22 protein-coding genes are annotated in these 25425 nt (G+C 65.8%); 18 read left to right on the forward strand and 4 right to left on the reverse strand.

The features are described 5' to 3' along the window. Positions 1 to 13 precede the first annotated feature (13 nt). From dnaX to VJ673_RS15345, 8 genes are all read left to right on the forward strand, one after another. Positions 14 to 2014 (forward strand): DNA polymerase III subunit gamma/tau, encoded by a 2001-nt coding sequence (gene dnaX / locus VJ673_RS15310; protein WP_324126996.1) that lies wholly within the window; start codon positions 14 to 16, stop codon positions 2012 to 2014. Positions 2015 to 2041: 27 nt separating this feature from the next. Beyond that, on the forward strand, positions 2042 to 2365 hold the full coding sequence (locus tag VJ673_RS15315; protein ID WP_324126997.1) for a YbaB/EbfC family nucleoid-associated protein: 324 nt from the start codon (positions 2042 to 2044) through the stop codon (positions 2363 to 2365). Positions 2366 to 2369: 4 nt separating this feature from the next. Then, complete coding sequence (gene recR, locus VJ673_RS15320) at positions 2370 to 2966, forward strand: recombination mediator RecR (protein WP_324126998.1); 597 nt, start codon at positions 2370 to 2372, stop codon at positions 2964 to 2966. A 186-nt stretch (positions 2967 to 3152) separates the two neighbouring features. Beyond that, positions 3153 to 3746 (forward strand): ubiquinol-cytochrome c reductase iron-sulfur subunit, encoded by a 594-nt coding sequence (gene petA / locus VJ673_RS15325; protein WP_324126999.1) that lies wholly within the window; start codon positions 3153 to 3155, stop codon positions 3744 to 3746. A gap of 3 nt (positions 3747 to 3749) precedes the next feature. Then, positions 3750 to 5018, forward strand: coding sequence for a cytochrome b (locus tag VJ673_RS15330; protein WP_324127000.1), 1269 nt, complete (start codon positions 3750 to 3752; stop codon positions 5016 to 5018). Further along, complete coding sequence (locus tag VJ673_RS15335; protein ID WP_324127001.1) at positions 5015 to 5767, forward strand: cytochrome c1; 753 nt, start codon at positions 5015 to 5017, stop codon at positions 5765 to 5767. Before VJ673_RS15330 ends, VJ673_RS15335 begins: the two co-directional genes overlap by 4 nt. Positions 5768 to 5861: 94 nt before the next feature. Continuing rightward, positions 5862 to 6461 carry a glutathione S-transferase N-terminal domain-containing protein gene (locus VJ673_RS15340; protein WP_324127002.1) on the forward strand — a complete coding sequence of 200 codons (600 nt, stop codon included), beginning with the start codon at positions 5862 to 5864 and terminating at the stop codon, positions 6459 to 6461. A 46-nt stretch (positions 6462 to 6507) separates the two neighbouring features. Beyond that, positions 6508 to 6969: a ClpXP protease specificity-enhancing factor gene (locus tag VJ673_RS15345; RefSeq protein ID WP_324127003.1), complete on the forward strand. Its 462-nt coding sequence runs from the start codon at positions 6508 to 6510 to the stop codon at positions 6967 to 6969. A gap of 86 nt (positions 6970 to 7055) precedes the next feature. Here VJ673_RS15345 and VJ673_RS15350 read toward each other — a convergent pair whose 3' ends face one another. Beyond that, on the reverse strand, positions 7056 to 8321 hold the full coding sequence (locus tag VJ673_RS15350; RefSeq protein WP_324127004.1) for a D-amino acid dehydrogenase: 1266 nt from the start codon (positions 8319 to 8321) through the stop codon (positions 7056 to 7058). Between the two features lie 202 nt (positions 8322 to 8523). Between VJ673_RS15350 and VJ673_RS15355 the strand changes: the two genes are divergently transcribed. After that, positions 8524 to 9531 (forward strand): class 1 fructose-bisphosphatase, encoded by a 1008-nt coding sequence (locus tag VJ673_RS15355; protein WP_324127005.1) that lies wholly within the window; start codon positions 8524 to 8526, stop codon positions 9529 to 9531. Positions 9532 to 9815: 284 nt separating this feature from the next. On the opposite strand, the gene VJ673_RS15360 is transcribed toward VJ673_RS15355, so the two are convergent. Further along, positions 9816 to 10295, reverse strand: coding sequence for an Lrp/AsnC ligand binding domain-containing protein (locus tag VJ673_RS15360; RefSeq protein ID WP_324127006.1), 480 nt, complete (start codon positions 10293 to 10295; stop codon positions 9816 to 9818). Positions 10296 to 10483: 188 nt separating this feature from the next. Between VJ673_RS15360 and putA the strand changes: the two genes are divergently transcribed. Both putA and VJ673_RS15370 read left to right on the forward strand, forming a co-directional pair. Beyond that, positions 10484 to 14143 (forward strand): trifunctional transcriptional regulator/proline dehydrogenase/L-glutamate gamma-semialdehyde dehydrogenase, encoded by a 3660-nt coding sequence (gene putA, locus VJ673_RS15365; protein ID WP_324127007.1) that lies wholly within the window; start codon positions 10484 to 10486, stop codon positions 14141 to 14143. A 71-nt stretch (positions 14144 to 14214) separates the two neighbouring features. After that, positions 14215 to 15981 carry an autotransporter assembly complex protein TamA gene (locus VJ673_RS15370; RefSeq protein WP_414635664.1) on the forward strand — a complete coding sequence of 589 codons (1767 nt, stop codon included), beginning with the start codon at positions 14215 to 14217 and terminating at the stop codon, positions 15979 to 15981. A 16-nt stretch (positions 15982 to 15997) separates the two neighbouring features. On the opposite strand, the gene VJ673_RS15375 is transcribed toward VJ673_RS15370, so the two are convergent. Both VJ673_RS15375 and VJ673_RS15380 read right to left on the reverse strand, forming a co-directional pair. Beyond that, positions 15998 to 17746 carry a putative bifunctional diguanylate cyclase/phosphodiesterase gene (locus VJ673_RS15375; RefSeq protein WP_324127009.1) on the reverse strand — a complete coding sequence of 583 codons (1749 nt, stop codon included), beginning with the start codon at positions 17744 to 17746 and terminating at the stop codon, positions 15998 to 16000. Beyond that, positions 17743 to 19116, reverse strand: coding sequence for an HD-GYP domain-containing protein (locus VJ673_RS15380; protein WP_324127010.1), 1374 nt, complete (start codon positions 19114 to 19116; stop codon positions 17743 to 17745). The genes VJ673_RS15375 and VJ673_RS15380 overlap by 4 nt, the downstream gene beginning before the upstream one ends. Positions 19117 to 19210: 94 nt before the next feature. Between VJ673_RS15380 and VJ673_RS15385 the strand changes: the two genes are divergently transcribed. The 7 genes from VJ673_RS15385 (at position 19211) to VJ673_RS15415 (ending at position 25390) form a co-directional block, all read left to right on the forward strand. Next, positions 19211 to 19840 carry an RNA polymerase factor sigma-70 gene (locus VJ673_RS15385; protein WP_324127011.1) on the forward strand — a complete coding sequence of 210 codons (630 nt, stop codon included), beginning with the start codon at positions 19211 to 19213 and terminating at the stop codon, positions 19838 to 19840. Next, on the forward strand, positions 19837 to 20025 hold the full coding sequence (locus tag VJ673_RS15390; protein ID WP_324127012.1) for a zf-HC2 domain-containing protein: 189 nt from the start codon (positions 19837 to 19839) through the stop codon (positions 20023 to 20025). The genes VJ673_RS15385 and VJ673_RS15390 overlap by 4 nt, the downstream gene beginning before the upstream one ends. 52 nt (positions 20026 to 20077) lie before the next feature. Beyond that, positions 20078 to 20779 carry a glutathione binding-like protein gene (locus tag VJ673_RS15395; RefSeq protein ID WP_324127013.1) on the forward strand — a complete coding sequence of 234 codons (702 nt, stop codon included), beginning with the start codon at positions 20078 to 20080 and terminating at the stop codon, positions 20777 to 20779. A gap of 163 nt (positions 20780 to 20942) precedes the next feature. Beyond that, positions 20943 to 21233: a co-chaperone GroES gene (gene groES / locus VJ673_RS15400; protein ID WP_324127014.1), complete on the forward strand. Its 291-nt coding sequence runs from the start codon at positions 20943 to 20945 to the stop codon at positions 21231 to 21233. A 44-nt stretch (positions 21234 to 21277) separates the two neighbouring features. Beyond that, complete coding sequence (groL, locus tag VJ673_RS15405; RefSeq protein ID WP_324127015.1) at positions 21278 to 22924, forward strand: chaperonin GroEL; 1647 nt, start codon at positions 21278 to 21280, stop codon at positions 22922 to 22924. 323 nt (positions 22925 to 23247) lie between these two features. Continuing rightward, entirely contained in the window at positions 23248 to 23934 is a 687-nt protein-coding gene (locus tag VJ673_RS15410) for a response regulator transcription factor (RefSeq protein ID WP_324127016.1), read from the forward strand. Then, positions 23909 to 25390 (forward strand): sensor histidine kinase, encoded by a 1482-nt coding sequence (locus VJ673_RS15415; protein ID WP_324127017.1) that lies wholly within the window; start codon positions 23909 to 23911, stop codon positions 25388 to 25390. The genes VJ673_RS15410 and VJ673_RS15415 overlap by 26 nt, the downstream gene beginning before the upstream one ends. Positions 25391 to 25425: the final 35 nt, after the last annotated feature.

The following is a 25425-nucleotide window of genomic DNA, read 5'->3' on the forward strand; positions in this document are numbered from 1 at the left end:
TAGAATTCGCGCCATGAGTTATCAGGTTCTCGCGCGCAAGTGGCGGCCCCGCAGCTTTGCCACGCTGGTCGGTCAAGAGCACGTCGTACGGGCGCTCAGTCACGCGCTCGCGACGGGCCGTCTGCATCACGCCTGGCTCTTCACCGGCACCCGAGGCGTCGGCAAGACGACCATCTCGCGCATCCTCGCCAAGGCGCTCAACTGCGAGACCGGCGTTACCGCCGAACCCTGCGGCAGGTGCGCCGCCTGCACCGCCATCGACGCCGACCGCTTCCCCGACTACGTCGAGATGGACGCGGCCTCGAACCGCGGCGTCGAAGACATGGCGGCACTCCTCGACAAGGCCGTCTACGCGCCGGTGCAGGGACGCTACAAGGTCTACATGATCGACGAAGTGCATATGCTCACCGGGCATGCCTTCAACGCGATGCTGAAGACCCTCGAAGAGCCGCCCGAGCACGTCAAGTTCATTCTCGCGACGACCGATCCCCAGAAGATCCCGGTCACGGTGCTCTCGCGCTGCCTGCAGTTCAACCTCAAGCAGATGCCGCCGGGCCACATCGTCGATCACCTGTCGCGCATCCTCCAGGCTGAAGACATTCCGTTCGAGCCGACGGCGCTGCGCCACCTCGCGAAGGCTGCGAGCGGCTCGATGCGCGACGCGCTCTCCCTGCTCGATCAGGCCATCGCCCACGGTTCCGGCAAGGTCGAGGAAGAACAGGTCACGCACATGCTCGGCACGGTCGGCGACGACCACCTGTATGCCGTGCTCGACGCGCTCACCGCCGGCGACGTCACCGCCTTGCTCGCGGTCGCCGACCGCATGGAAACGCGCAGCCTCTCATTCGACGCCGCGCTGCAGGCCCTTGCGTCGCTCATCAACCGCGTCGCCCTCGCGCAGTTCGCGCCCGCAGCGATCGGCGATGATGCCGAACGTCAGCGCCTCGCCCCCTACACCGAAGCCTTCGACCCGGAGTTCCTGCAGCTCGCGTACCAGATCGCGATCCACGGCCGCGACGAACTGCCCCTGGCACCGGACGAATACGCCGGCTTCACGATGACGCTACTGCGTCTGCACGCCTTCCGGCCAGAGCAGCCGCCGGCGCTGGGCAGTCCCACCGCGGCTGGCAGTGGCGGGGGCGCAGTCCGTGCTGCGGCGCCCGTTCGTCCGGCCCCCGTTGCGCAACGTCCCGCGCCGTCGCCCGTTGCTCCGGCGGCGCCCGCCCAGACTCGGAACGAGCCGGCATCGGCGCCGCTTCGGGCGGAAGTCGTGTCGCCTGCGCCTGTCGCGTCAGCGCCTCCGCTCGAACGCGGCGAGACGCGTAGCGACCCCGCCTCGTCGATTCCGCCTTGGGAGGACCTGCCGCCCGAGGCCCAGTTCGGCCACGCCGCGGCCGCGTCGTCACGACCCACTGCGGCCGCCACGCCGACCGCCGCCCCGGCGGCGGATGCTCCGATGACCGCTGCTCGGGTGTCTGTGGCGGCCCAAGCCCTCGCCCCGGTCGCACGGATCATCGAGCCGGCCGCGCAGCATGCTCCCGTGAACGCTCCCGAAGCCCCGATGGAGCCGACCGCGAGCGAAGGGATCGCTCCTGCTGGAGCGACGACTTCCGACGCCTTCGCAAGCCTCGCAGCCGGACAGTGGCACGACACCTTGCGTGCATTGGGGCTGGGCGGCATGGTGCGCGAGTTCTCCCAGCACTGCGAGTGGTTGGGCTTCGTCGACGGCGTGCTCGAGCTGCGCCTTTCCGAGGCGCACCGTCACCTGCTGAGCATGAATCCCGGCCTCGTCGACCGCTTGCAGGATCAGCTCGTCGCCCATTGCGGGCAGCCCTTGAAGCTGCGTGTGCAGATCGGCGCGATCGCCGGGGAGACCCCGGCTCAGCGCGACGAAGCCGAGCGCCGCGTGCGTCATGCCGAGGCAGTCGCCGCACTCGAACGCGACCCCTTCGTGCGCGAACTGATTGAACGATTCGATGCAACCCTCGTGGAAGCGTCGGTCAAACCTCTCTAAGCCAATACTTTTTTCGGAGATCCGAACATGATGAAGGGCGGAATCGCTGGCCTGATGAAGCAGGCCCAGCAGATGCAGGAAAACATGAAGAAGATGCAGGACCAGCTTGCCGACATCGAAGTCGAAGGGCAATCGGGCGCCGGCATGGTCAAGGTGCTGATGACTTGCAAATACGACGTTCGTCGCGTCAGCATCGACCCGTCCGTGATGGACGACAAGGAAATGCTCGAGGACCTCGTGGCGGCGGCCGTGAACGACGCCGTGCGCCGCGTCGAGACCACGACCCAGGAAAAGATGGCCGGCTTCACCTCTGGTCTCAACCTGCCGCCCGGAATGAAGCTGCCGTTCTGATCCGATGTCTTCTCCTTCCAGCCTCGACGAACTGATCGAGGCCTTGCGTGTGCTGCCCGGAGTCGGACCCAAGTCCGCCCAGCGGATGGCCTACCACCTATTGCAGCGCGACCAGCGCGGGGCACAACGCCTCGCGCTGGTGCTGCGTCACGCGCTCGACGTGCTGCGCCACTGCGAGCGCTGCAATGCCTTCACCGAAGACCCCATCTGCCAGCGCTGCGCCAACCCTCAACGCGATCCGTCCTTGCTGTGCGTCGTCGAAATGCCTGCCGACCTGGCGATGGTCGAGCAGACGCACGCCTACAACGGCCTCTACTACGTCCTGATGGGGCGTCTGTCGCCGCTCGATGGCATCGGTCCGCGCGAATTGCGCCTCGACAAGCTGCTCGCGCGTGCCGCCGATAGCGCCGTGCGTGAAGTGATCCTCGCGACCAACTTTACCAACGAGGGCGAAGCCACCGCCCATGTGATCGCCGAGGCGCTCGCCGCCCGGGGCATCAAGGTCAGCCGCCTGTCGCGCGGCGTGCCCGTCGGCGGCGAGCTCGAGCACACCGACGCCGGGACCATCGCCCAGGCGCTCGTGGAGCGTCGAGCCTTGTAACAATCACGCTGTTGCGCTGCGCAAAAAATGACGCCGAATATCGCTTTCGGCTGATATCCCCTGCGCGCCAAAGCCCTGAATTAAGGGCGTTTAATGATCCCGGCCTTTTTATGTTGCGGGTTTTTTGCTAGACTTCCGCGGTTTTTTTGTATCCGGAAACGGGTTTCTTTTTCAGGGATGAGGCTCATGAGCGTGGATCAGAAGATGGACAGTGGCCGCCGGCAACTGCTTGTCGCGACGTCGGCCGCCGGGGGCGTGGCTGCGGTAGCGACGGCAGTGCCGTTTGTTGCCAGTCTGACGCCGTCCGAGCGTGCAAAAGCTGCTGGAGCGCCGGTCGAGGCGGATATCAGCAAGCTGGCACCGGGCGAGATGATGACGGTTGAATGGCGAGGCAAGCCGGTGTGGATTCTCCGCCGCACCCCCGAGATGCTTGCGACGCTCGACCAGACCGAGGCCGCCGTCAGCGACCCGGAGTCCAACAAGGACATGCAGCCCGAGTACGCGAAGAACAAAGCCCGCTCGATCAACCCCGAATATCTCATCGCCGTCGGCATCTGCACCCACCTGGGCTGCTCGCCGAGCGAGAAGTTCAAGATGGGCGCTGAAAGCGGCATGGGCGAAGACTGGCACGGCGGTTTCCTGTGCCCCTGTCACGGCTCCCGCTTCGACCTCGCCGGTCGCGTCTACAAGAGCATGCCGGCGCCGGACAACCTCCAGGTGCCGCCGCACAAGTACCTCACGGCAACCACGATCCTCATCGGTGACGACTCAAAGGCCTAAGCGATGACTACGAAATCTGAACAACTGCTGAACTGGGTCGATGAGCGGTTCCCGCTGACGTCGACCTGGAAGGCGCATCTGTCCGAGTACTATGCGCCCAAGAACTTCAACTTCTGGTACTTCTTCGGCTCGCTGGCACTGCTCGTGCTGGTGCTCCAGATCGTGACCGGCATCTTCCTGGTCATGCACTACAAGCCGGACGCTTCGCTCAACGCCTCGGGGATCCCGGTCGCCTTCGCCAGCGTCGAGTACATCATGCGCGAAGTCCCGGGCGGCTGGCTCATCCGCTACCTGCACTCGACCGGCGCGTCGGCCTTCTTCATCGTCGTCTATCTGCACATGTTCCGCGGTCTGCTCTACGGTTCCTACCGCAAGCCGCGCGAACTGATCTGGATCTTCGGCACCCTGATCTTCCTCGCGCTGATGGCCGAAGCCTTCATGGGCTACCTGCTGCCGTGGGGTCAGATGTCGTTCTGGGGCGCGCAGGTCATCGTCAACCTGTTCTCGGCGATCCCGGTCATCGGTCCGGACCTGTCGCTGGTGATTCGCGGTGACTTCGTCGTGTCGGACGCGACGCTCAACCGCTTCTTCTCCTTCCACGTCATCGCCGTGCCGCTGGTGCTGATCGGCCTGGTGCTCGCGCACATCGTCGCGCTGCATGAAGTCGGCTCGAACAACCCGGACGGTGTCGAGATCAAGAAGAAGAAGGACGCCAACGGCATCCCGCTCGACGGCATCCCCTTCCACCCGTACTACACGGTGAAGGACATCGTTGGCGTGGTCGGCTTCCTGATCTTCTTCTCGGCGATCGTGTTCTTCGCCCCGGAAGGCGGCGGCTACTTCCTCGAGTACAACAACTTCATCCCGGCGGACCCGCTGAAGACCCCGCCGCACATCGCTCCGGTGTGGTACTTCACCCCGTTCTACTCGGTGCTGCGCGCCATCACCTACCCGCTGTTCGGCATCGACGCCAAGTTCTGGGGCGTCGTCGGCATGGGCGCCGCGGTGGTCGTGATCGCGTTCCTGCCGTGGCTCGACCGCAGCCCGGTCAAGTCGATCCGCTACAAGGGCGGTCTGTTCAAGGGCATCCTCGCGGTGTTCCTGGTCGCCTTCTTCACGCTCGGCTACCTCGGCGTGCTGCCGCCGACCCCCGGCCGTACGCTCGTCGCGCAGATCTGCTCGGTGATCTACTTCGGCTTCTTCCTGCTGATGCCGTGGTACAGCAAAATGGACAAGTGCAAACCCGAACCGGAAAGGGTGAACTTCAAATGAGTATTAGCGTGATCAAGTCTCTCAAGCGTCTGGCCGCAGCTGCGTTGTTTGTGCCGGCCCTTGCGCTCGCTTCGGGTACCGAGCTGCACCTCGACAAGGCGCCGGTGAGCAAGGATCCGGCCGCGCTGCAGGCCGGAGCCAAGACCTTCATCAACTACTGCATGAACTGCCACAGCGCAAGCTTCATGCGCTACAACACGCTGACCCAGATCGGGCTGTCCGAGCAGGAAATCCGTGACAACCTGATGTTCACGGGCGAGCGTGTCGGCGACCTGATGAAGATCTCGGCCAACCCGAAGGATCAGAAGGCCTGGTTCGGCGCCACTCCGCCTGACCTGACCCTGATCGCCCGTCAGCGCGCCTCCGAGTTCGGCAGCGGCGCCGATTGGCTCTACACCTATCTGCGCGAGTTCTACCGCGACCCGGCCCGCCCGACCGGCTGGAACAACAAAGTGTTCCCGAACGTCGGCATGCCGCACATCCTGTGGGAACTGCAGGGTGAGCAGGTCGCCAAGATCACCGAGCACGAAGGCGCGAAGTCGATCGAGCTCGAACTGGCCAAGCCGGGCAAGCTGTCGGTGCAGGAGTACGACAAGACCGTCGCCGACCTCGTCTCCTTCCTCGTCTGGATGGGCGAGCCGGTTGCCGAGAAGCGCAAGTCGGTCGGCGTGATCGTGCTGATCTTCCTGGCGGGTCTCTTCGGTCTGACCTTCGCGCTGAAGAAGAACTACTGGAAGGACATCCACTGAGCGTCGGCGCGAACTAATTCGCTGCTTTGACCTCTGACGCACCACGCGAGCACCGCGTGGTGCGCTTTGCTTTTGTATCGGGAGCTGCAAGACCATGATGAATCTATATTCCGGCACGACCGATCCGTTCAGTCATCGCTGCCGGATCGTGCTTTACGAAAAGGGAATGGACTTCGAGGTGATCGACGTCGATCTCTACAACAAGCCCGAAGACATCGCCGTCATCAATCCGTACAACCGCGTGCCGGTGCTGGTCGATCGCGACCTCGTGCTGTACGAGTCGAACATCATCAACGAGTACATCGACGAGCGCTTCCCGCACCCGCAGCTGATGCCGCCCGACCCGATCATGCGTGCGCGCGCCCGCCAGTTGCTGCATACCTTCGAGCACGAGCTGTTCTCGCACATCGAAGTGCTCGAGAAGAACCAGAAGGGCGTCGTCGACAAGAGCCGTGCCCACGTCCGTGACCAACTGGTGCAACTTGCGCCGATCTTCACCAAGCAGAAGTTCATGCTCGGCGACGACTTCTCGATGCTCGACGTGGCGATTGCACCGCTGCTGTGGCGCCTCGAGCATTACGGCATCGAGCTGCCGAAGGCCGCCGCGAACCTGATGAAGTACGCGGAACGTATTTTCAGCCGTCAGGGCTTCATCGACGCCCTGACCCCCTCCGAAAAGGTCATGCGCCGCTGATGCGGAGCTGCGCCCGGCGACGGGCGCGGCCAAGCGATGGTTCCCGATGAGCAAGGTATCCACAAAACCCTATCTGGTGCGCGCGATCTTTGACTGGTGCCTCGACCAGGGCTTCACGCCCTATGTCGCGGTGCAAGTCGACGAGCGCACCGTCGTGCCGCCGGGCTATGCCCGTGACGGCCAGATCGTCCTGAATCTGTCGCCCGACGCGACCAACCACCTGGTGATGGGCAACGAGCTGATTACTTTCCAGGCGCGTTTCGGCGGCGTCGCGCATGCGCTGTCGCTGCCGATCGCGAACGTGCTGGCGGTGTACGCGCGGGAAAACGGCCACGGCATGGCGTTCGAGATCGAGTCCGCGGCAGAGGAGCAGGCCGAGCTCGAGGCGGACGAAGTCACGGCCGACGGCGAGTCGGAAGGTGCGGAATCCAGCGACGAAGGTCCGGATTCATCGCCCCCGGGAAGCCGCCCTGGCTTCGGTCGCGGCCACCTGAAGGTCATCAAGTAAGCGTTCTGCGGGCAGCATGCTGCGGGCCGCATCGGAGCGTCGTAACGCTCTCCGATGCGGCCCGTTTTTCTTCTGCCGACCGGATATCAGCGGCGGGCGGGAAGGAAGGGGAAATCCGGCACCGGCGACGCCCCGCCCGACATGAGCGCGGTGAGCGCGCTGGCCGAGCCGCAGGCGAGTGTCCACCCGAGCGTGCCGTGGCCGGTGTTGTACCAGAGCTTGGACAGGCCGCCCCGGCCGATGAGCGGGACATTCGACGGCGTCGCCGGGCGCAGGCCGGTCCAGCGCTGGGCCGCGGCAATGTCGGTGGCACCGGGAAAGCGCGATTCGAGCCAGTCGAGGATGGCTTGGCAGCGCGCGGCGTTGATCGTCGTGTCGAAGCCGTTGAGTTCGGCCGTTCCGGCGATGCGCAGGCGATCGCCGAGGCGCGAGCAGACGATGCGGCGGGACTCGTCGGTGAGGCTGACCGAGGGGGTGAGGCTCGGATCGAGCACCGGGACGGTGATCGAGTAGCCTTTCACCGGGTAGATAGGCAAGTGTTCGCCGAAGGGCGCGACGAGTTTTCGCCCGTAGCTGCCGAGGCAGACGACGTATTGATCCGCCTGGAGCATTCCCGTGCGTCCGTCGCGGTCGCGCACGTCGATGCCATCGATCGCGTCGTGGCGGTGTGCGATGTGGGTGATCGTGGTCTCGTAGTGGAAGCGTACGCCGAGCTCGGCCGCCCGCGCGGCGAGCGACTGGGTGAAGCGGCAGGCGTCGCCCGATTCATCGTCCGGCGCATAGAGTCCGCCGGCAAGCTGGTCACGCAGGTGGGCGAGCGCAGGCTCGATGGCGAGGCATTCGTCGGTCGAGCAGACTTGCGCGCGGATGCCGAGTGCTTCGAGCTGGGGAGCCTTTGCGGTGTTGTGGGCGAATTCCTTGGGCGAGAAGAAGAGGTGCAGGATGCCGCGTTCGAGGTGATCGTAGGCGATGCCGGTTTCGGCGCGCAGCGCGCGCAGTTGCGCGGCGCTGAAGACGGCAAGGCGGGCGATGGCTTCGGTGTTGTGCTGCGTTCGTTTGGGCAGGCATTCGTGAAGGAAGGCGAGCGCCCAGGCCCATTGGGCCCGATCCGCGTGCAGCCGGAACAGCAGCGGCGCGTCTTCGCGGCCGAGCCAGCGCAGCGCGGTCATCGGCGCCGAGGGGTTGGCCCAGGGTTCGGGATGGCTGATCGAGATCTGGCCGCCGTTTGCGTGGCTTGTTTCGAGCGCCGCCTCGGGTTGGCGTTCGATGACGCTGACTTCGAATCCGGCCTTGGCGAGGAACCAGGCCGTGGTGACGCCGGTGATGCCGGCGCCGAGAACCATGACATGCATAGGTGCAATCGGGTTGTGGAGGGTGCCGCGAGGCTGTCGCCGCCTCGCCCGCAGGTGTTGATCATAACCGCCCCGGTCCGCGAGCGGGGCTGCAACTGTTTGCGGATGTTGATGCGCTCGGCCGTCTTCCGCGGGATAATCCGCCCCTTGAGCTGTGGAACAATCGGATGTCCGCTCCGCCGGACCAACAAGGAGTTTATTCATGCGTCGCGTCACGCTAACCCAGTTTCTGATCGAACAGCAGCGCGCGGGCCGCACTACGCCCGAACTGCGTCTGCTGATCGAGGTGGTGGCCCGAGCGGTCAAGGCGATCAGCGTCAATGTGTCGAAGGGAGCGCTGGCCGGCGTATTGGGCGAAGCGGGCACGGACAACGTGCAGGGCGAAGCGCAGAAGAAGCTCGACGTGATCGCGAACGAGATCCTGCTACAGGCGAACGAGTGGGGCGGCCACCTGGCGGCGATGGCGTCGGAGGAGGTCGAAGAGGTGCACCAGATTCCCTTCGATTATCCGAAGGGCGGCTATCTGCTGCTGTTCGATCCGCTCGATGGATCTTCGAACATCGATGTGAACATCTCGGTCGGGACGATCTTCTCGGTGCTACGCAATCCGGCGCGCAAGGATGGGGGCGATCCGACGGAGCAGGATTTCCTGCAGCCGGGGCGCGATCAGGTGGCAGCGGGTTACGCGCTGTACGGGCCCTCGACCTTGTTGATCCTGACGGTCGGCAACGGGGTGCATGGCTTCACACTGGATCGCGAGATGGGCAGCTTCGTCTATACGCATCCGTTCATGACGGTGCCGCCGGAGACGCAAGAGTTCGCGATCAATGCGTCGAATGCGCGCTTCTGGGAGCCGCCAGTGCAGCGTTACGTGACCGAGCTGCAGGCGGGCAAGACCGGGCCGCGCGGCAAGGACTTCAATATGCGCTGGGTGGCATCGATGGTCGCCGACGTGCATCGCATCCTGACTCGCGGCGGCATCTTCATGTATCCGCTGGATGAGAAGTGCCGCGACAAGGGCGGCAAGCTGCGCCTGATGTACGAGGCGAATCCGATGGCGATGATCGTCGAGCAGGCGGGCGGTGCGGCGACGACCGGGCGCGAGCGGATCATGGATGTTCAGCCGAGCAAGCTGCATCAGCGCGTGCCGGTGGTCCTGGGGTCGGCGGCGGAAGTGGAACGCGTTACGAAGTACCACCTCGAGGGCTGATCCCTTCCAAGAGGCAGCATCCCGACAGTCAGTGAGCGGAGCGGCCCGATACCTCTTGTCGGGCTGTCCGTGAGCGCCGATGCGAAATGGGCTGCGGGGGAATCAAGGCGACGCATGTTTGAGCCGGCGAAGCCGGCGAGTTTGCGTCGCCGCCCCCGCAGCCCGTTTCGCAGCGGGAAGCCGAAGGCCGCGACCGCCTGCCCGGCAAGAGGTGTCGGGCCGCGAAGTGGTTCACGGAAGCACGGACTGCGGCTTCAATTCTCCGCGCACCGCCGGTCGAGCGCTCAGGCCGGCCGGCGTGCTTCGTTCGGGGGCACGTCGATCGTCTTTTTGTCTTTCACCACTTCCATCACCACGTAGGTGTGCGTCTGCTTGACGCACGGCAGCTCGGAGATCTTTTCGCCGAGCACGCTGCGGTAGGTGTGGATGTCGCGGGTGCGTACCGTCAGCAGGTAGTCGAAATCGCCTGCGATCATCTGGCAGGTCTGGATTTCGGGAATCCGCTGCACGGCTTCGTTGAACAGGCGCAGCTCCTGCGCGGTCGTCCCGCTCAATAGCACTTGCACGATCACCACGTGTCCACTGTCCATGGCCACCGGATCCAGGTCCGCGTAGTAGCCGCGGATCACGCCGCTGTCTTCGAGACGCCGCACACGTTCGGCGCAGGGCGTCTTGCTGAGGCCGACCCGCCGCGCGAGCTCGACGAAGGAGATCCGGGCGTTGTTCTGGAGTTCGGCGAGAATTTTGAGATCGATGCGATCCATGATCGTCGGCTGGCAGGAAAAATGACTGTAGAGGCGGCGTTTGACCGGAATTATGTCTTATTGGAGGCGAATTTCGGAGCCATAAACTACGATTTTGGGTGAAGAATCAGGCTTTCGGCGGGCGGTTCCGCCGTACCCGATCTGGCAGGTGGAGACCCTGCCGGCGAACCTTGCGGAGTCTTTCGCTCATGACAATCCACTCGAATCCGTCTGCCCTCGCAGCCCTTCCCGCAGCGCCGCGTTCCGAGCTGCGCCAGCGCATCACCGACGCTTATCGCGCGCCCGAACCCGAGTGTGTTCCGCCGCTAATCGAAGCGGCTCGTGCCGACGCGCCCCAGCAGCGCCGCGTGCACGATCTCGCGCGTCAGCTCGTCGTCGGTCTGCGCGGCAAGCGGGCGCGTTCGAGCGGTGTCGATGCGCTGATGAAGGAGTTCTCGCTGTCGAGCCAGGAAGGTGTCGCGCTGATGTGTCTGGCGGAGGCGCTGCTGCGCGTGCCCGACAAGGCGACGGCCGACCGGTTGATCCGTGACAAGCTGGCGGGCGGGGACTGGGGCTCGCACCTCGGGCAAAGCCCGTCGCTCTTCGTGAACGCGGCGACCTGGGGTCTGCTGATCACCGGCAAGCTGGTCGCGACACGTAGCGAGGAGGGGCTGACGAGTGCGCTGACGAAGCTCGTGACGCGTGGCGGCGAGCCGCTGATCCGCAAGGGCATGGATCTCGCGATGCGCATGCTGGGCGAGCAGTTCGTGACCGGGCGCACGATCGAGGAGGCGCTGGAGCGCGGTCGCGAGCGCGAGGGGCGTGGCTATCGCTACTCCTTCGACATGCTGGGCGAAGCGGCGATGACCGCAGCCGACGCGCAGCGCTATTACGACGACTACGAGAACGCGATCCACGCGATCGGCAACGGCTCGGCGAAGCGCGGCGTGGTCGACGGCAACGGGATTTCGGTCAAACTCTCCGCGCTGCACCCGCGCTACAACTGGGCGCAGCGCGAGCGCGTGATGGCCGAGCTGCTGCCGCAGCTGAAGGCGCTGTGCCAACTCGCGCGCGGCTACGACATCGGGCTGAACATCGACGCCGAGGAGGCCGACCGGCTGGACATCTCGCTTGATCTGCTCGAAGCCTTGGTCGAGGACGAGGATCTCGCCGGTTGGGACGGCATCGGCTTCGTCGTGCAGGCGTACCAGAAGCGCGCGCCTTTCGTGCTCGACTGGATCGTGGATCTCGCGCGCAAGAACAAGCGCCGCCTGATGGTGCGCCTCGTGAAGGGCGCCTACTGGGATGCCGAGATCAAGCGCGCACAGATCGACGGGCTGGAGGGCTATCCCGTGTATTCGCGCAAGGTCTACACGGACGTGTCCTATCTCGCTTGCGCGAAGAAGCTGCTCGCGGCGCGCGACGTGATTTATCCGCAGTTCGCGACGCACAACGCCCATTCGATGGCTTCGATCATGCACATGGCCGAAGGGAACTATCATGCGGGCGACTACGAGTTCCAGTGCCTGCACGGCATGGGTGAGCCGCTGTACGACCAGATCGTCGGTGACCCCGCGCTGCGCCGCATGGTCCGTATCTACGCACCGGTCGGCAGCCACGAGACGCTGCTCGCCTACCTCGTGCGACGCCTGCTCGAGAACGGTGCGAACACGAGCTTCGTGAATCTGATCGTCGACGAGAATGTGCCGGTCGAGGAGCTGATCCAGGATCCGGTCGAGCTTGCTGACTCGCTCGCCGGTTCGCCGCATCCGCGCATCCCGCTGCCGAAGGACCTGTACGGTGCAGGACGGCGCAATTCGAAGGGTTACGACCTGTCGAACGAGACCGTGCGCGAGGCGATCACCGTGGCCTTGGAGGATAGCGCCGCGGTGAGGCACGTGGCAGCGCCGATGTTGGCTGGCGGGGTGGTCGCCGCAGGAGCGGCGCAGCCGGTGCGCAATCCGGCGAATCTGGACGAGCTCGTCGGCGAAGTCGTCGAGGCCGGGCTGCCCGAGGTGGAGACCGCCGTCGCCGCGGCCGATGCAGCGGCCCATGCGTGGGCACTGCGCTCGCCGGTGCAACGCGCCGAGTGTCTGGACCGCGTCGCCGACCTGATGGAGCGTGACGGCCTGGCGCTGATCGCGCTGGCGGTGCGCGAAGCGGGCAAGTCGTGGGCGAACGCGATTGCCGAATTGCGCGAGGCAGTCGATTTCTGCCGTTACTACGCGGAACAGGCGCGCGGTCTCGACAATGCGCAGCACGTCCCGCTGGGCCCGGTGCTGTGCATCAGCCCGTGGAACTTCCCTCTGGCGATCTTCACGGGCCAAGTTGCGGCGGCGGTAGTCGCCGGCAACCCGGTGCTCGCGAAGCCGGCCGAGCAAACCCCGCTGATCGCAGCCTGGGCCGTACGGCTCTTCCGCGAGGCGGGCGTGCCTGACGCAGTCGTGCAATTGCTGCCGGGCCGCGGCGAGGTCGTCGGCGCGGCACTGGTCGCGGACGCGCGCGTGCGCGGCGTGATGTTCACGGGTTCGACCGAAGTCGCGATGATCATCAACCGCAAGCTCGCCGAGCGCGGCGGCGACATCCCGCTGATCGCGGAGACCGGCGGCCAGAACGCACTGATCGTCGATTCGACGGCGCTGCCCGAGCAGGTCGTCGGCGACGTGCTCGCATCCGGCTTCGATTCGGCCGGCCAGCGTTGTTCCGCGCTGCGCGTGCTGTGCCTGCAGCAAGACATCGCGGATCACGTGGTCCAGATGATCAAGGGCGCGACGAACGAGCTCTCGCTTGGCAACACCGCCGACGTGCGCAAGGACATTGGCCCGGTAATCGACGCCGAGGCGCAGGCCGGACTCGCGCGCCACATCGACTCGATGCGTCAGCGCGGCGTGAGAGTGGTGCAGTTGCCGCTTTCGGCGGATTGCAAGGGCGGGACCTTCATCCCGCCGACCCTGATCGAGATCGATTCGCTCGCGCAACTCGAACGGGAGGTCTTCGGGCCGGTGGTGCACGTGCTGCGCTACCGTGCGAAGGATCTGATGAAGGTTGTCGACCAGATCAATGCGAGCGGTTATGGCCTGACGCTCGGCATCCATTCGCGCATCGACGAGACGATCAATGCCATCGTCGAGCGTGCCCATGTCGGCAACATCTACGTGAACCGCAACATCATCGGCGCGGTCGTCGGGGTGCAGCCTTTCGGCGGCGAAGGGCGTTCCGGGACGGGCCCGAAGGCGGGCGGCCCGCTGTACCTGCATCGCCTGCTGCGTCGCAGCCCCGGTGCAGAATTCGCCACCGGCGGCGCCCCCGACGCGTTCGAGCGCTTCGTTGCATGGATCGACGGCCCGGGGCGTGCGCTCGTCGAAGGCGATGATGTCGCGGCGCTGCGCGCGCGTGCCGAAGCCTGCCGGACGCATCGCCTGGCGGGCGTCCGTCTGGGGCTGCCCGGTCCGACCGGGGAGGACAACAGCCTCAGCTTCAAGCCGCGCGGGACGGTGGCCGCGGTGGCGGGATCGATGGCCGGTTACTTCCAGCAGTTGTTGACGGCGTTCGCGAGCGGCAACCGCGTCCTCCTCGGTGACGGTGCGGTGACGGTCAAGCTCGTTGCGGCGCTGCCGGCGGAGCTCGCATCGCTGGTCCGCATCGATGCGAAATGGTTCGATGGTGAGTTCGGCGCGCTGCTCTTCGACGGCGACGACGACCAGGCCGACGTGTGGCGCGTGCGTCTCGCGCGCCGCGAGGGTCCGATCCTGCCGCTGGTGCGGCCGCAGCCCGACTACGACATGGGACGCCTGGTCGCCGAGCGCACGGTGAGCATCAACACCGCGGCCGCCGGGGGCAATGCCAGCCTGATGGCGATGGGCAACTGAGCACTGCCGGGCCCGAACGAGGGTAACGGAGCGTAACCGGAAGGCAGCCGGTCGAGTGCGCGCCCGCTACAATGCGGCGTATGCATGCGTGCTTGAGACCGGTTGTCGCGCTTCTGTGGCTGATCGCCGCGGTGGCGCTTTTTCGGCCGGCGATGGCGGGCGCCGAGGAGGCGCTACGCGTCGAGCTGTCCGCGCCCGACTCGGTCCGGCCGCTGCTGCAGCAGCATCTCTACGTCCTCAGCCCGCAGGGCGCGACGCTGCCGCCCGTCGAGGTCGACCGGGTCGCGCTGGCAAGCCGCACCCGTCGCGAAGCCGCCGATCTGCTCGCGACAGAGGGCTATTTCTCGCCGCAGGTGAAAGTCGATCGCGACGACGACAAGCTGTGGCGCGTGTCGGTGGAAACCGGACCGGCTTCCCGCGTGACCGCGGTCGAGGTCGCATTCGAAGGCGCGATCAACGACGACGGTCCCGAGTTTGCCGAGCGCCGCAAGGTGCTTCGCGGGGGCTGGTCCTTGCCGGTGGGGCAGGTGTTCCGTCAGCAGTCATGGGACGAGGCCAAGCGCCGCCTGCTCGAAGGCGTCGGCGCCCGCGATTTTGCAGCGGCGCATCTCGCGGATAGCCGTGCCGAAGTCGACCCGCAAAACAATTCGGTGCGGCTGTCGGTCGTCGTCGATTCCGGTCCGCGCTTCTTCCTCGGGCCGCTCGAAGTCACCGGCTTGAAGCATCTGCCTGCGGGACTCGTCGAGAGTTACAGCTCGCTGCACCAGGGGCAGCCCTTCGACCAGGACAAGCTGCTCGCACTGCAGACCGCTCTGCAGAACGTGCCGCAGTTCGCCTCGGTGATCGTCGATGTCGAACGCGATCCGGCGTTTGCTGCGGCCGCGCCGGTGCGGGTCAACGTGTCCGAGGCGCGGTCCCGCCAGCTCAGTTTCGGTGCCGGCTATTCGACGAACCACGGCCTGCGCGGCGAGGTCAGCTGGCGCGACGTCAATCTCTTCCACCGCGCGTGGGAGCTTTCCAGCGGGCTGCGGCTCGAGCAGTTGCGCCAATCGCTGTACGCCGACGTGTTCCTGCCGCCCGATCCCGACGGGCGTCGCTTCAGCGTCGGTGGGGCCCTCGAGCGCAGCGACATCGAGGGGCTGACCGTGGAAACCCAGGCGGTCGGCGTCGCGCGCACCAATACCCACGGCAACATCGAGACGCGCCTGGCCCTGCGGGTGCAGCAGGAGATGCGTCAGCCGGCAGCCGCCGAAGCGTCGCGGCGCATCGCGACGACGTTGAACTGGACATGGACACGCCGCCACGTCGACGACGTGCTCGATCCGCGCCAGGGGAATGTCCTGCAGTTCCAGGTCGGCGGCGGCACGCGGCTACTGCTGTCGGATCGCGACTTCCTGCGCTTCTATGGCCGCCAGGTGTTCTACCGCACCGTGTCGCCCAACAACGTCTTGATCCTGAGGGCCGAAGGCGGGATCACGCTCGCGGAGGAGCGCGACGGCGTGCCGCAGGACTTCCTCTTCCGGACCGGTGGTACGCAAACGGTGCGCGGCTATGCGTTCCAGAGCCTGGGCGTCAAGGAGGGCGATGCAATCGTCGGCGGGCGCTATCTTGGCGTGGCGAGCGCCGAATACGTCCACTGGTTCGGGCCGCAGTGGGGCGGCGCGACCTTCATCGACGCCGGCGATGCGGCCGACGACCGGAAGAGCTTTGCTTTGAAGGTCGGTTACGGGATCGGCGCGCGCTGGAAGAGTCCTGCCGGCCCGATCGCGCTCGATGTCGCGTACGGGCAGCAGGAGCGCCGCGTGCGGCTGCATTTCGGCGTCGCGATCGCGTTCTGATACGTGCTGCGAGCCGCTATAGCCCTTGCCGTTCGCGGACCCAAGGGATGAATTCCTCCAGCGGCATCGCACGGGACCACAGGAAGCCCTGGCCGAGGTTGCAGCCGATCCGTTTCAGCTCGTCGGCGGTCGCCTGGTCCTCGACGCCTTCCGCCACGACCTTCATCCCGAGGCCGCTCGCCAGCGCTCGCACGGTCGTGACGATCGCGTGGTCACGCGGCGACTCGAGCATGTCACAGATGAAAAGCTGGTCGATCTTGAGCTCGCTGACGGGCAGGTCGCGCATGTAGGCGAAGGACGAGAACCCCGTGCCGAAATCATCGAGCGAGATGCTGCATCCGAGCGTGCGCAGGCGCTCCATGATATGCGCGGCACGCTGCCGATCGCCGATCAGCGCGCCTTCCGTGATCTCCAGTACCAGCCGTTTCGGCGACACCTGCCAGGCGGCCAGCGCGTGGGCGACACGCTCGGGGAGGTCTTCCTCATGCAGATCCTGAGCGACGAGGTTCAACGAAACCGAAATGTCGATGCCCGCGGCGTCGAGGTCGGCGATGATCCGCACGACCTGCGCCATCACCCAGCGTGTCAGTTCCGGCATCAGCCCCAGGCGGCCCGCGATATCGATGATGTCCGGCGGCGACACCCATTCGCCGTTGTCGCGCCGCCAGCGCAGCAGCGCTTCGGCCCCGGCGCAGCGCCCGGTCGCGAGGTCCACCTGTGGCTGCAGCCAGACTTTGAACGGCGGCTTTCCCATGCTGCCCGCGATTTCACGCTCCAGATCGAATTCGTGCTCCATCGCCGCGATCATTTCCGGATCGAAGCACACGACCGGCAGGTCCGCCCGCACCGCGCGATGAAGCGCAGCCCGCGCCGCGCGCTCGATCGCGCCCGCGCTGTCGCCATCTTCGGGCGCCAGCGCGGCGCCGACGTGAATGGCGCCGCGTAGATGCGGGAAGTTGTGTTCCGGCGAGCGCTCGCAAATGTCGACCAACCGCCGCGCCGCAAGCTGGACTTGGGCGACGCTGCGCAGATCGGGCATGATCAGCGCCCACTCCTGGTCGGCCGTCGAGCACAACACATCCTGCGGGCGCAGCACGCTGCGCATCGCGTCGCTCAGCAGGCGCCGGACGCGATCGCGCTGTGCACTGAGCAGGTGCTGCCCACTCGGCTCCCATTCCGCGTGCAGCAGCAGGAGTCCGAGCTGGCGGGCCTCGGAGCGGTTCAGCCAGCGTTCCAGCAACTGCACGAAGCGGGTGCGCGAGGGCAGGCCGGTCGCGGGATCGAGCCCGTCGCCGGCACGCAGACGATGATGGAGCTGCTCGTAGGCGCTGCCCGCGAGCATCGCCTGGATCGCCTGGGCGAGACGTGACCCCGAGCTCAGAATGTCGTATTCCGCGCGGCCGGGACTGTGCTCGCCCGAGAGCGCGTCGCGGATGCCGTCAACCAGGCTTGTCGCGGCGGTTGCGGCAAGGGAATCGGCGCTGCCCGCGTGCAGGCAGTCCAGCCAACATTCGGCCAGCGCCTCCAGCCATTCCGCCTTGCCCCATTGATAGCGCTCGAGCAGCAGGCCGAAGAACACCGCTTCGATCGTCGAGGGCGCACGAGGCGCCAGCCGGTCGAGGCGGGCGGCGAATGCCGCCTCGAAGGAGGCTGCCGGAACGGCGCTCGCGAAGGCCTGCAGGACCGACGTGTCGCACGGACCGAAACCGACGGCCGCGAGCACTTCGGCGGCGTTCTTGGGCGGCATCCGGGGCTGCTCGTTCACGATAGGTAGAACTCCGTCGGGTCGATGTCGAAAGCTCCGCTGGGCAGCGCGCGCACTACGCGGTAAGGCTCGCCGTCGGGCCTCGCCGGTGCATACAGCAGGTCCAGCACGGGCGGATGGAGGTTCGGGGTCTTGTCCGGCCCCAGCAGCACGAGCACGCGCGGCAGCAGTCGACGCACGCGGTTTTGCGAGATCACGACCGCGATCTCGCCGGAGTTCAGTTCCACCAGGGTGCCGGCCGGATAGAGGCCGACGCACTGGATGAAGGCGTCGACGACGGCCGCCGAAAACTTGACGTCGCGCTGCCGGATCAAGGATTCGAGCGCGCGCTGCGTGCTCAGAGGCTCGTCGTAGGCGCGTTTGCTGGTCATCGCGCAGAAGCTGTCGACCACGCCCGCCATTTCGGCCCTGAGCCCGATCCTTTGGCCTGCCAGCCCCGCCGGGTAGCCCGATCCATCCAGGCGCTCATGATGGCGGCTGACGATCTCGATCAGACCGGGCAGGCGATTGCCCGACTCCTCGATGATCCGCGTCGAAAATTCGACATGCGCCTTCGCGATCTCCATCTCCAGCCGGCTCAGCCGGCCGGCCTTCTTCAGTACCCGCTCGGGCAGCCGCAGCTTGCCGATGTCCTGCATCATCCCCGCGACGCCCATTACCGTCGTGCCCTCGTCGGAAAAGCCGAGGTGGCGGGCGAACACCATCATGTGCACGGTAACGTCCAGCGCGTGGTGGTAGCTGCTGCGGTCGTAGCGTTTTAGGCGGATCAGCCACAGCAGCGCGTCGGGGTTGCGCTTGACGCTCTGCATCATGTTGTCGACGCATCCGGCGACTTCATCGAGGTCCGGCCGGCGGTTCTCCCGCACGTCGGCCAGAACCTGGTCGAACACGTTTTCGGCATGCGCGAAGCTCGGCGTCGCTCGCAGCAGTTCGCGTTCGACGGACTGCGTTTCCGGCCGGTCCGCGCGTGCCTCGCCCGCGAGGCGCTGCACCGCAGCGGCATCGACCCGCCCCTTGCGCACCAGCGCCAGCACTTCGAGAAAGCCCGGCTGCTGTTCGTCGGCCGGACGCTCCTCGAACTGGATCGGCCGCCGCGCCGCGGAACGTCCCACGGTGGAGGCAACATCTTCGGCGCCTGCTTCCGCGTAATGCTCTGCGATCGAGCGGGTGCGGTCGATATAGACGAAGCGGCACAGCGAACGCAGCTTCGCCAGCGTCTCTTCGTCCTCGATCAGGAAGCCCTGCAGCAGGAAAGGCGTCTCGATCCACGGGCGGTCCAGTTCGACGACGAACATGCCGACCGCGGCGTCCGCTGCCGCCACCAGTTCCTGTCGAGCCGTCGCCGGCGGCTTGGCCCCCTTCGCTGCCATCTCCGTTCTCTCTCGTCCCGCGCGTGCCGGATCCTCGGCTTATCTATATAGTATGGCGCAAACTGCCCCCCGCCGCGTAAGAGGAGATGGCCGCATGCGCGATCTTGCATTGCCAGCCGAATCGTCGGGGCCCGCCGCCGGAAACGGCGATCTCCATGACGATGCCTTCGTCGAGGCGCTGCGCCGCCAGATGTTGCGCTTTGCGACGCTTCAGCTATCCGATCGCGACCTCGCCGAGGACGCCGTGCAGGAGGCCCTGGTCGGCGCCCTGCGCAACGCCGCCTCCTTCAGTCGGCGCGCGGCCCTCAGGACCTGGGTCTTCGCGATCCTGCGCAACAAGATCGCCGACATCCTGCGCCACAAGGAGCGCGTCGTCGATGCCGGCAGCCTGCGGGGCGACGACGAGGAAGACGAGGACTTCTCGGCGCTCTTCGACCGGCGCGGCTACTGGCAGACCGACAGCCACCCCGCGGCTTGGGGCAATCCGCAGGAATCGCTGCGCGAGCAGCAATTCTGGCGCGTCTTCGAAACCTGCCTCGATGGTCTGCCGCCGAATCAGGCGCGAGTCTTCATGATGCGAGAATATATCGAGCTCGAATCGAATGAAATCTGCACTGCGGTCGGCGTCACGACGAGCAACCTCAATGTGATGCTCTATCGCGCCCGCATGCGGTTGCGCGAATGCCTCGAAATGCGCTGGTTCGCCGACGGAGAACGGGCATGAAATGCCGCGACGTCACCCGCCTGTACTGCGAGTCACGCGACCGTCCGCTGACGCTGCGCGAAAGGCTGTCGCTCAGGATGCACATCCTCTGGTGCGACGGCTGCCGCAACTTCGGCAGGCAGATGCGCTTCCTCAGCGACGCGATGCATCGCTTCGCGAAGGGCGACGGGGACAAGGAACCCTGAGCCGTTCCTGATGCCGAACGGCACTCTCCCGGAGTCCTAAACAGGAACGCACATGATCGAACTCTATTACTGGCCGACGCCGAATGGCCACAAGATAACGATGTTCCTCGAAGAGGCCGCGCTCGAATATCGCATCCGGCCTGTCGATATCGGCGCAGGCGACCAGTTCAAGCCGGAGTTCCTGGCGATTTCGCCGAACAATCGCATGCCCGCCATCATCGACCGCTCACCCCCGGACGGCGGCGAGCCCGTGCCCGTGTTCGAGTCGGGCGCGATTCTTCTCTACCTGGCCGAAAAGACCGGCCGATTCCTGCCGCAGGACCTGCGCGGGCGCAAGTCGGTCACCGAATGGCTCTTCTGGCAGGTCGGCGGCCTCGGCCCGATGGCCGGGCAGAACCACCACTTCGGCCTCTATGCGCAGGAGAAGATCCCATACGCGATCGAGCGCTACGTCAAGGAAACGAACCGTCTCTACGGCGTCATGGACCGCCGGCTGGAGAAGCATCCCTTCCTCGCCGGGGAGGAGTATTCGATCGCCGACATGGCCTGCTACCCGTGGATCGTCCCCTGGAAGCGCCAGCAGCAGGAGCTCGACGAGTTCCCGAATCTGCGCCGCTGGTTCGATGCGATCGCGTCCAGGCCGGCGACCGTCCGCGCCTACGCCCAGGCCGAGCCGTTCGGCAATCGTCCCGCCTTCACCGAGGAAAGCCGCAAGCTCCTCTTCGGGCAGACCGCGCAAAGCGTTCGGCGATAAAAATTTTCTCGTTTGCCCGCACTTGAAATCGGCTGGGGCCGTCCCTATTATTAGCACTCGTTGGCAGTGAGTGCTAACGGCCGCGGCATCTCCCATCCCGCGGCCCGCGCGAATTTTCAGCGGGCACCGTTCCCGCACTGTTGAAACAATAAGGAGTGAGTCAATGAAGATCCGTCCCTTGCATGATCGTGTGATCGTCAAGCGCCTGGAAGCCGAACGCAAAACCGCCAGCGGCATCGTGATCCCCGACTCGGCGGGCGAGAAGCCCGATCAGGGCGAAGTGCTGGCCGTCGGCAACGGCAAGATCCTCGACGACGGCAAGGTCCGCCCGATGGCCGTCAAGGTCGGCGACAAGGTCCTGTTCGGCAAGTACTCGGGCCAGGCCGTGAAGGTCGAAGGCGAGGAACTGCTCGTCATGCGCGAAGAAGACATCATGGGCGTGGTCGAGGCCTGAGCCTCCCTTCGCCTCTGACAAACGAATTCAAGGAGCAATGAAGAATGGCAGCTAAAGAAGTCAAGTTCGGCGATTCCGCCCGTGCCCGTATGGTTGAAGGCGTCAACATCCTGGCCGACGCGGTCAAGGTGACCCTGGGCCCGAAGGGCCGCAACGTCGTGCTCGAGCGCTCCTTCGGCGCCCCGACCGTCACCAAGGACGGCGTGTCGGTTGCCAAGGAAATCGAACTGAAGGACAAGTTTGCCAACATGGGCGCGCAGATGGTCAAGGAAGTCGCATCCAAGACCTCCGACATCGCCGGTGATGGCACCACCACCGCCACCGTGCTGGCCCAGTCGATCGTCCGCGAAGGCATGAAGTACGTCGCCGCCGGCATGAACCCGATGGACCTGAAGCGCGGCATCGACAAGGCCGTCATCGCCACCATCGAAGAGCTGAAGAAGCTGTCGAAGCCCTGCTCGACCAACAAGGAAATCGCCCAGGTCGGTTCGATCTCGGCCAACTCCGACGCCGACATCGGCGAGATCATCGCCCGCGCGATGGACAAGGTCGGCAAGGAAGGCGTCATCACCGTTGAAGACGGCAAGAGCCTGAACAACGAACTCGACGTCGTCGAAGGCATGCAGTTCGACCGCGGCTACCTGTCGCCCTACTTCATCAACAACCCGGACAAGCAGGTCGCGATCCTCGAAAACCCGTTCGTCCTGCTGTTCGACAAGAAGATCTCGAACATCCGTGACCTGCTGCCGGTGCTCGAGCAAGTCGCCAAGGCCGGCCGTCCGCTGCTGATCATCGCCGAAGACGTCGAAGGCGAAGCGCTCGCGACCCTGGTCGTGAACAACATCCGTGGCATCCTGAAGACCTGCGCCGTCAAGGCCCCGGGCTTCGGCGACCGCCGCAAGGCCATGCTCGAAGACATCGCCATCCTCACGGGCGGCCAGGTCATCGCCGAAGAAGTCGGCCTGACCCTCGAGAAGGCCACCCTGGCCGACCTCGGTCAAGCCAAGCGTATCGAAATCGGCAAGGAAAACACGATCCTCATCGACGGTGCCGGCGAAGCCGAGCGCATCGAAGCGCGCGTCAAGCAGATCCGCGTGCAGATCGAAGAAGCGACCTCCGACTACGACCGTGAAAAGCTGCAAGAGCGCGTGGCGAAGCTCGCCGGCGGTGTTGCCGTGATCCGCGTCGGTGCCGCGACCGAAGTCGAAATGAAGGAAAAGAAGGCCCGCGTGGAAGACGCGCTGCATGCCACCCGCGCTGCCGTTGAAGAAGGCATCGTCCCCGGCGGCGGCGTCGCGCTGCTGCGTGCCCGCGCCAACCTGGGCAGCCTGAAGGGCGACAACCACGACCAGGACGCCGGCATCAAGATCGTGCTGCGCGCGATGGAGCAGCCCCTGCGCGAGATCGTCGCCAACGCCGGTGACGAGCCCTCCGTGGTCGTCAACAAGGTCAACGAAGGTTCGGGTAACTTCGGCTACAACGCCGCCACCGGCGAGTACGGCGACATGGTCGAGATGGGCGTGCTGGACCCGACCAAGGTCGAGCGTACCGCGCTGCAGAACGCCGCTTCCGTGGCCGGCCTGATGCTCACCACCGACTGCATGGTCGGCGAGCTGCAGGAAGACAAGCCCGCGATGGGCGGCATGCCCGGTGGCATGGGCGGCATGGGTGGTATGGACATGGGCATGTAATGCCCTGCTGATCCTTGCGATCATCGTCCGGGCGTTCGCGCCCGGCACGGACGGCCCCGCTTCGGCGGGGCCGTTTGCTTTTGGGCGCTCTCAGGACGTGCGAAATGCATCGGCGCGGGCAATGCAATGCGCGCAACATGCAGGGAAGCGTGTGATAATCGGTCAGATATGCGAAAAGACGGTCCGGAGCATCCGACTAGCTTGCCGGATGCTCCGGGGGCGGAGCGCGCTGGCGGCGGGCTCCGTCTCTTGACCGGTAAAAGGAGAACAGCGGGTGTGAATCTAGGCGTGCCCGCTTACACGTAACTTACATCCTGATTCCAATGCGGATCCTTTTGGCTGAAGATGACCCCGTCATTGCTGACGGTCTGGTCCGCGCGCTGCGACGAAGCGGCTTCGCGGTCGATCACGTGGCGACAGGCGCCGATGCGGACACCGCATTGGTGTCGCAGCCTTACGACCTGCTGATTCTTGACCTCGGCTTGCCGAAGCTGCCCGGGATCGAAGTCCTGAAGCGCCTGCGCGCGCGCAAGTCCGCGATGCCGGTGCTGATCCTCACCGCCCAGGACGGTGTCGACGATCGCGTGCGCGGTCTTGACGCCGGCGCCGACGACTATCTCACGAAGCCCTTCGCACTGCCTGAGCTGGAGGCACGCGTGCGCGCGCTGACGCGGCGCGGCACGGGTCAGGCGCGCTGCATCGAGGTCGGCAGCCTGTCCTACGACCAGGCCGACCGCGTCGTCAAGATCGGGGGCCAAGTGGTCGAGTTTTCCGCCCGCGAGGTCGGCCTGCTGGAAGTGTTCATCCTGCGGGTGGGCCGCCTTGTCAGCAAGGATCAGCTCGTCGACCACTTGTGCGGCTGGGGCGAAGAGGTGTCGAGCAACGCGATCGAGGTCTATGTCCATCGCCTGCGCAAGAAGCTCGAAGACAGCGGCGTGCGTATCGTGACCGTGCGCGGTCTCGGTTACTGCCTGGAAACCGTGGATGCTGCCCAGGCGGCGAAGGGCTGAACGCGCGACGACCGCCACCCGGGTGGTGGGGCAGCCGAACTCCCTGTTCGGCGAGATCCTCGACTGGATGCTCGCGCCGCTGCTCTTCCTGTGGCCGATCTCGATCATCGTCACCCACAACGTCGCCGACAGCATCGCGAATCAGCCCTACGACCGCGCGCTCGCGGAGAGCGTACGGGCGCTCGCGCGGCTCGTCACGCTCGAGGACGGCAAGGTCGCGGTGCACTTCCCGGCTCCGCCGCGCGCGATGTTCCGCGCCGACCAGGACGACGTCGTCTACTATCAGGTCGCGAACGAAAGCGGCGAGCTGATCACCGGGGATCGCGAAATCGGCTGGACGTCGCCCCCTGCCACCGTGCTGCCGGAAGATGTGAGCTACCGCGACGACGTGATTGCGGGGGAAGAGGTGCGGGTCGCCTACCAGTTCCTGCGTCCGTGGCCCGAGCCTGCGAGCCCCCTGGTGCTGGTGCAGGTCGCGGAGACCCGCAACAAGCGCAGCGACCTCGCGTCGCGCGTCGTCACCGGCGTACTGCTGCCGCAGTTCGCGATCATCCCGCTGGCCGTGGTGCTCGTCTGGGTCGGTTTGACGCGCGGCATTGCGCCGCTCAACCGCCTGCAGAGCCTGATTCGCCGGCGACGGCCGACCGACCTGTCCCCGATCGAGCCGGCGAGCGTTCCCGAGGAGGTGCGGCCGCTGATCGTCTCCTTCAACGACATGATGGCGCGCCTCGAGGAAAATCTGCACGCCCAGCAGCGCTTCATTGCCGACGCAGCCCACCAGATGCGCACGCCTCTGACCGGCCTGCGCATGCAGACCGAGCTCGCGCTGCTCGAGACCGACCCGGAGGCCTTGCGCAATTCGCTGTCGCACATCGCGAAGAGCACCGAGCGCGCCGGGCACTTGATCAACCAGCTCTTGTCGCTCGCGCGCGCCGAAGCGAGCTTCGAGAAGCTGTACGCTGTTGAGCAGGTCGATCTGCGGGTGGTCGTGCGCGACGTCGCGCTGGAGCTCTTTCCGCGCGCACAGGCGAAAAGTATCGACCTCGGCGTCGAAGGGGGCGCCGAGCCGCTGTTCGTCGAGGGCAACCCTGTGCTGTTGCGGGAGATGGTCAAGAACGTCATCGACAACGCGATCAAGTACACCCCGCAGGGCGGCAGCGTGACGGCGCGAGCGCGACATGCCGGCGCGCCGATTTTCGAGGTCGAAGATACCGGCATCGGCATCCCGGAAGCCGATCGGGAGCGCGTGTTTGAACGCTTCTATCGCGTCCTCGGCAGCGGCGAGGATGGCTCCGGCCTCGGGCTGCCCATCGTGCGCGAGATCGCCGAACTCCACCGCGCGACGGTGACCCTGAACGCCAACCCGCGCGGCCAGGGCACGCTCGTGCAGGTTGTCTTTCCGCGCGGCGTCCAGCCGCCGCCGGTGCCTGTCTACGGTGACTTCCCCCTCGGTTGACTCCTCTAGTTAACTGAAAAATCTATTTATGGGGT

Origin of the sequence: Aromatoleum sp., from assembly GCF_035254505.1 — a bacterium.
Lineage (GTDB): Bacteria > Pseudomonadota > Gammaproteobacteria > Burkholderiales > Rhodocyclaceae > Aromatoleum.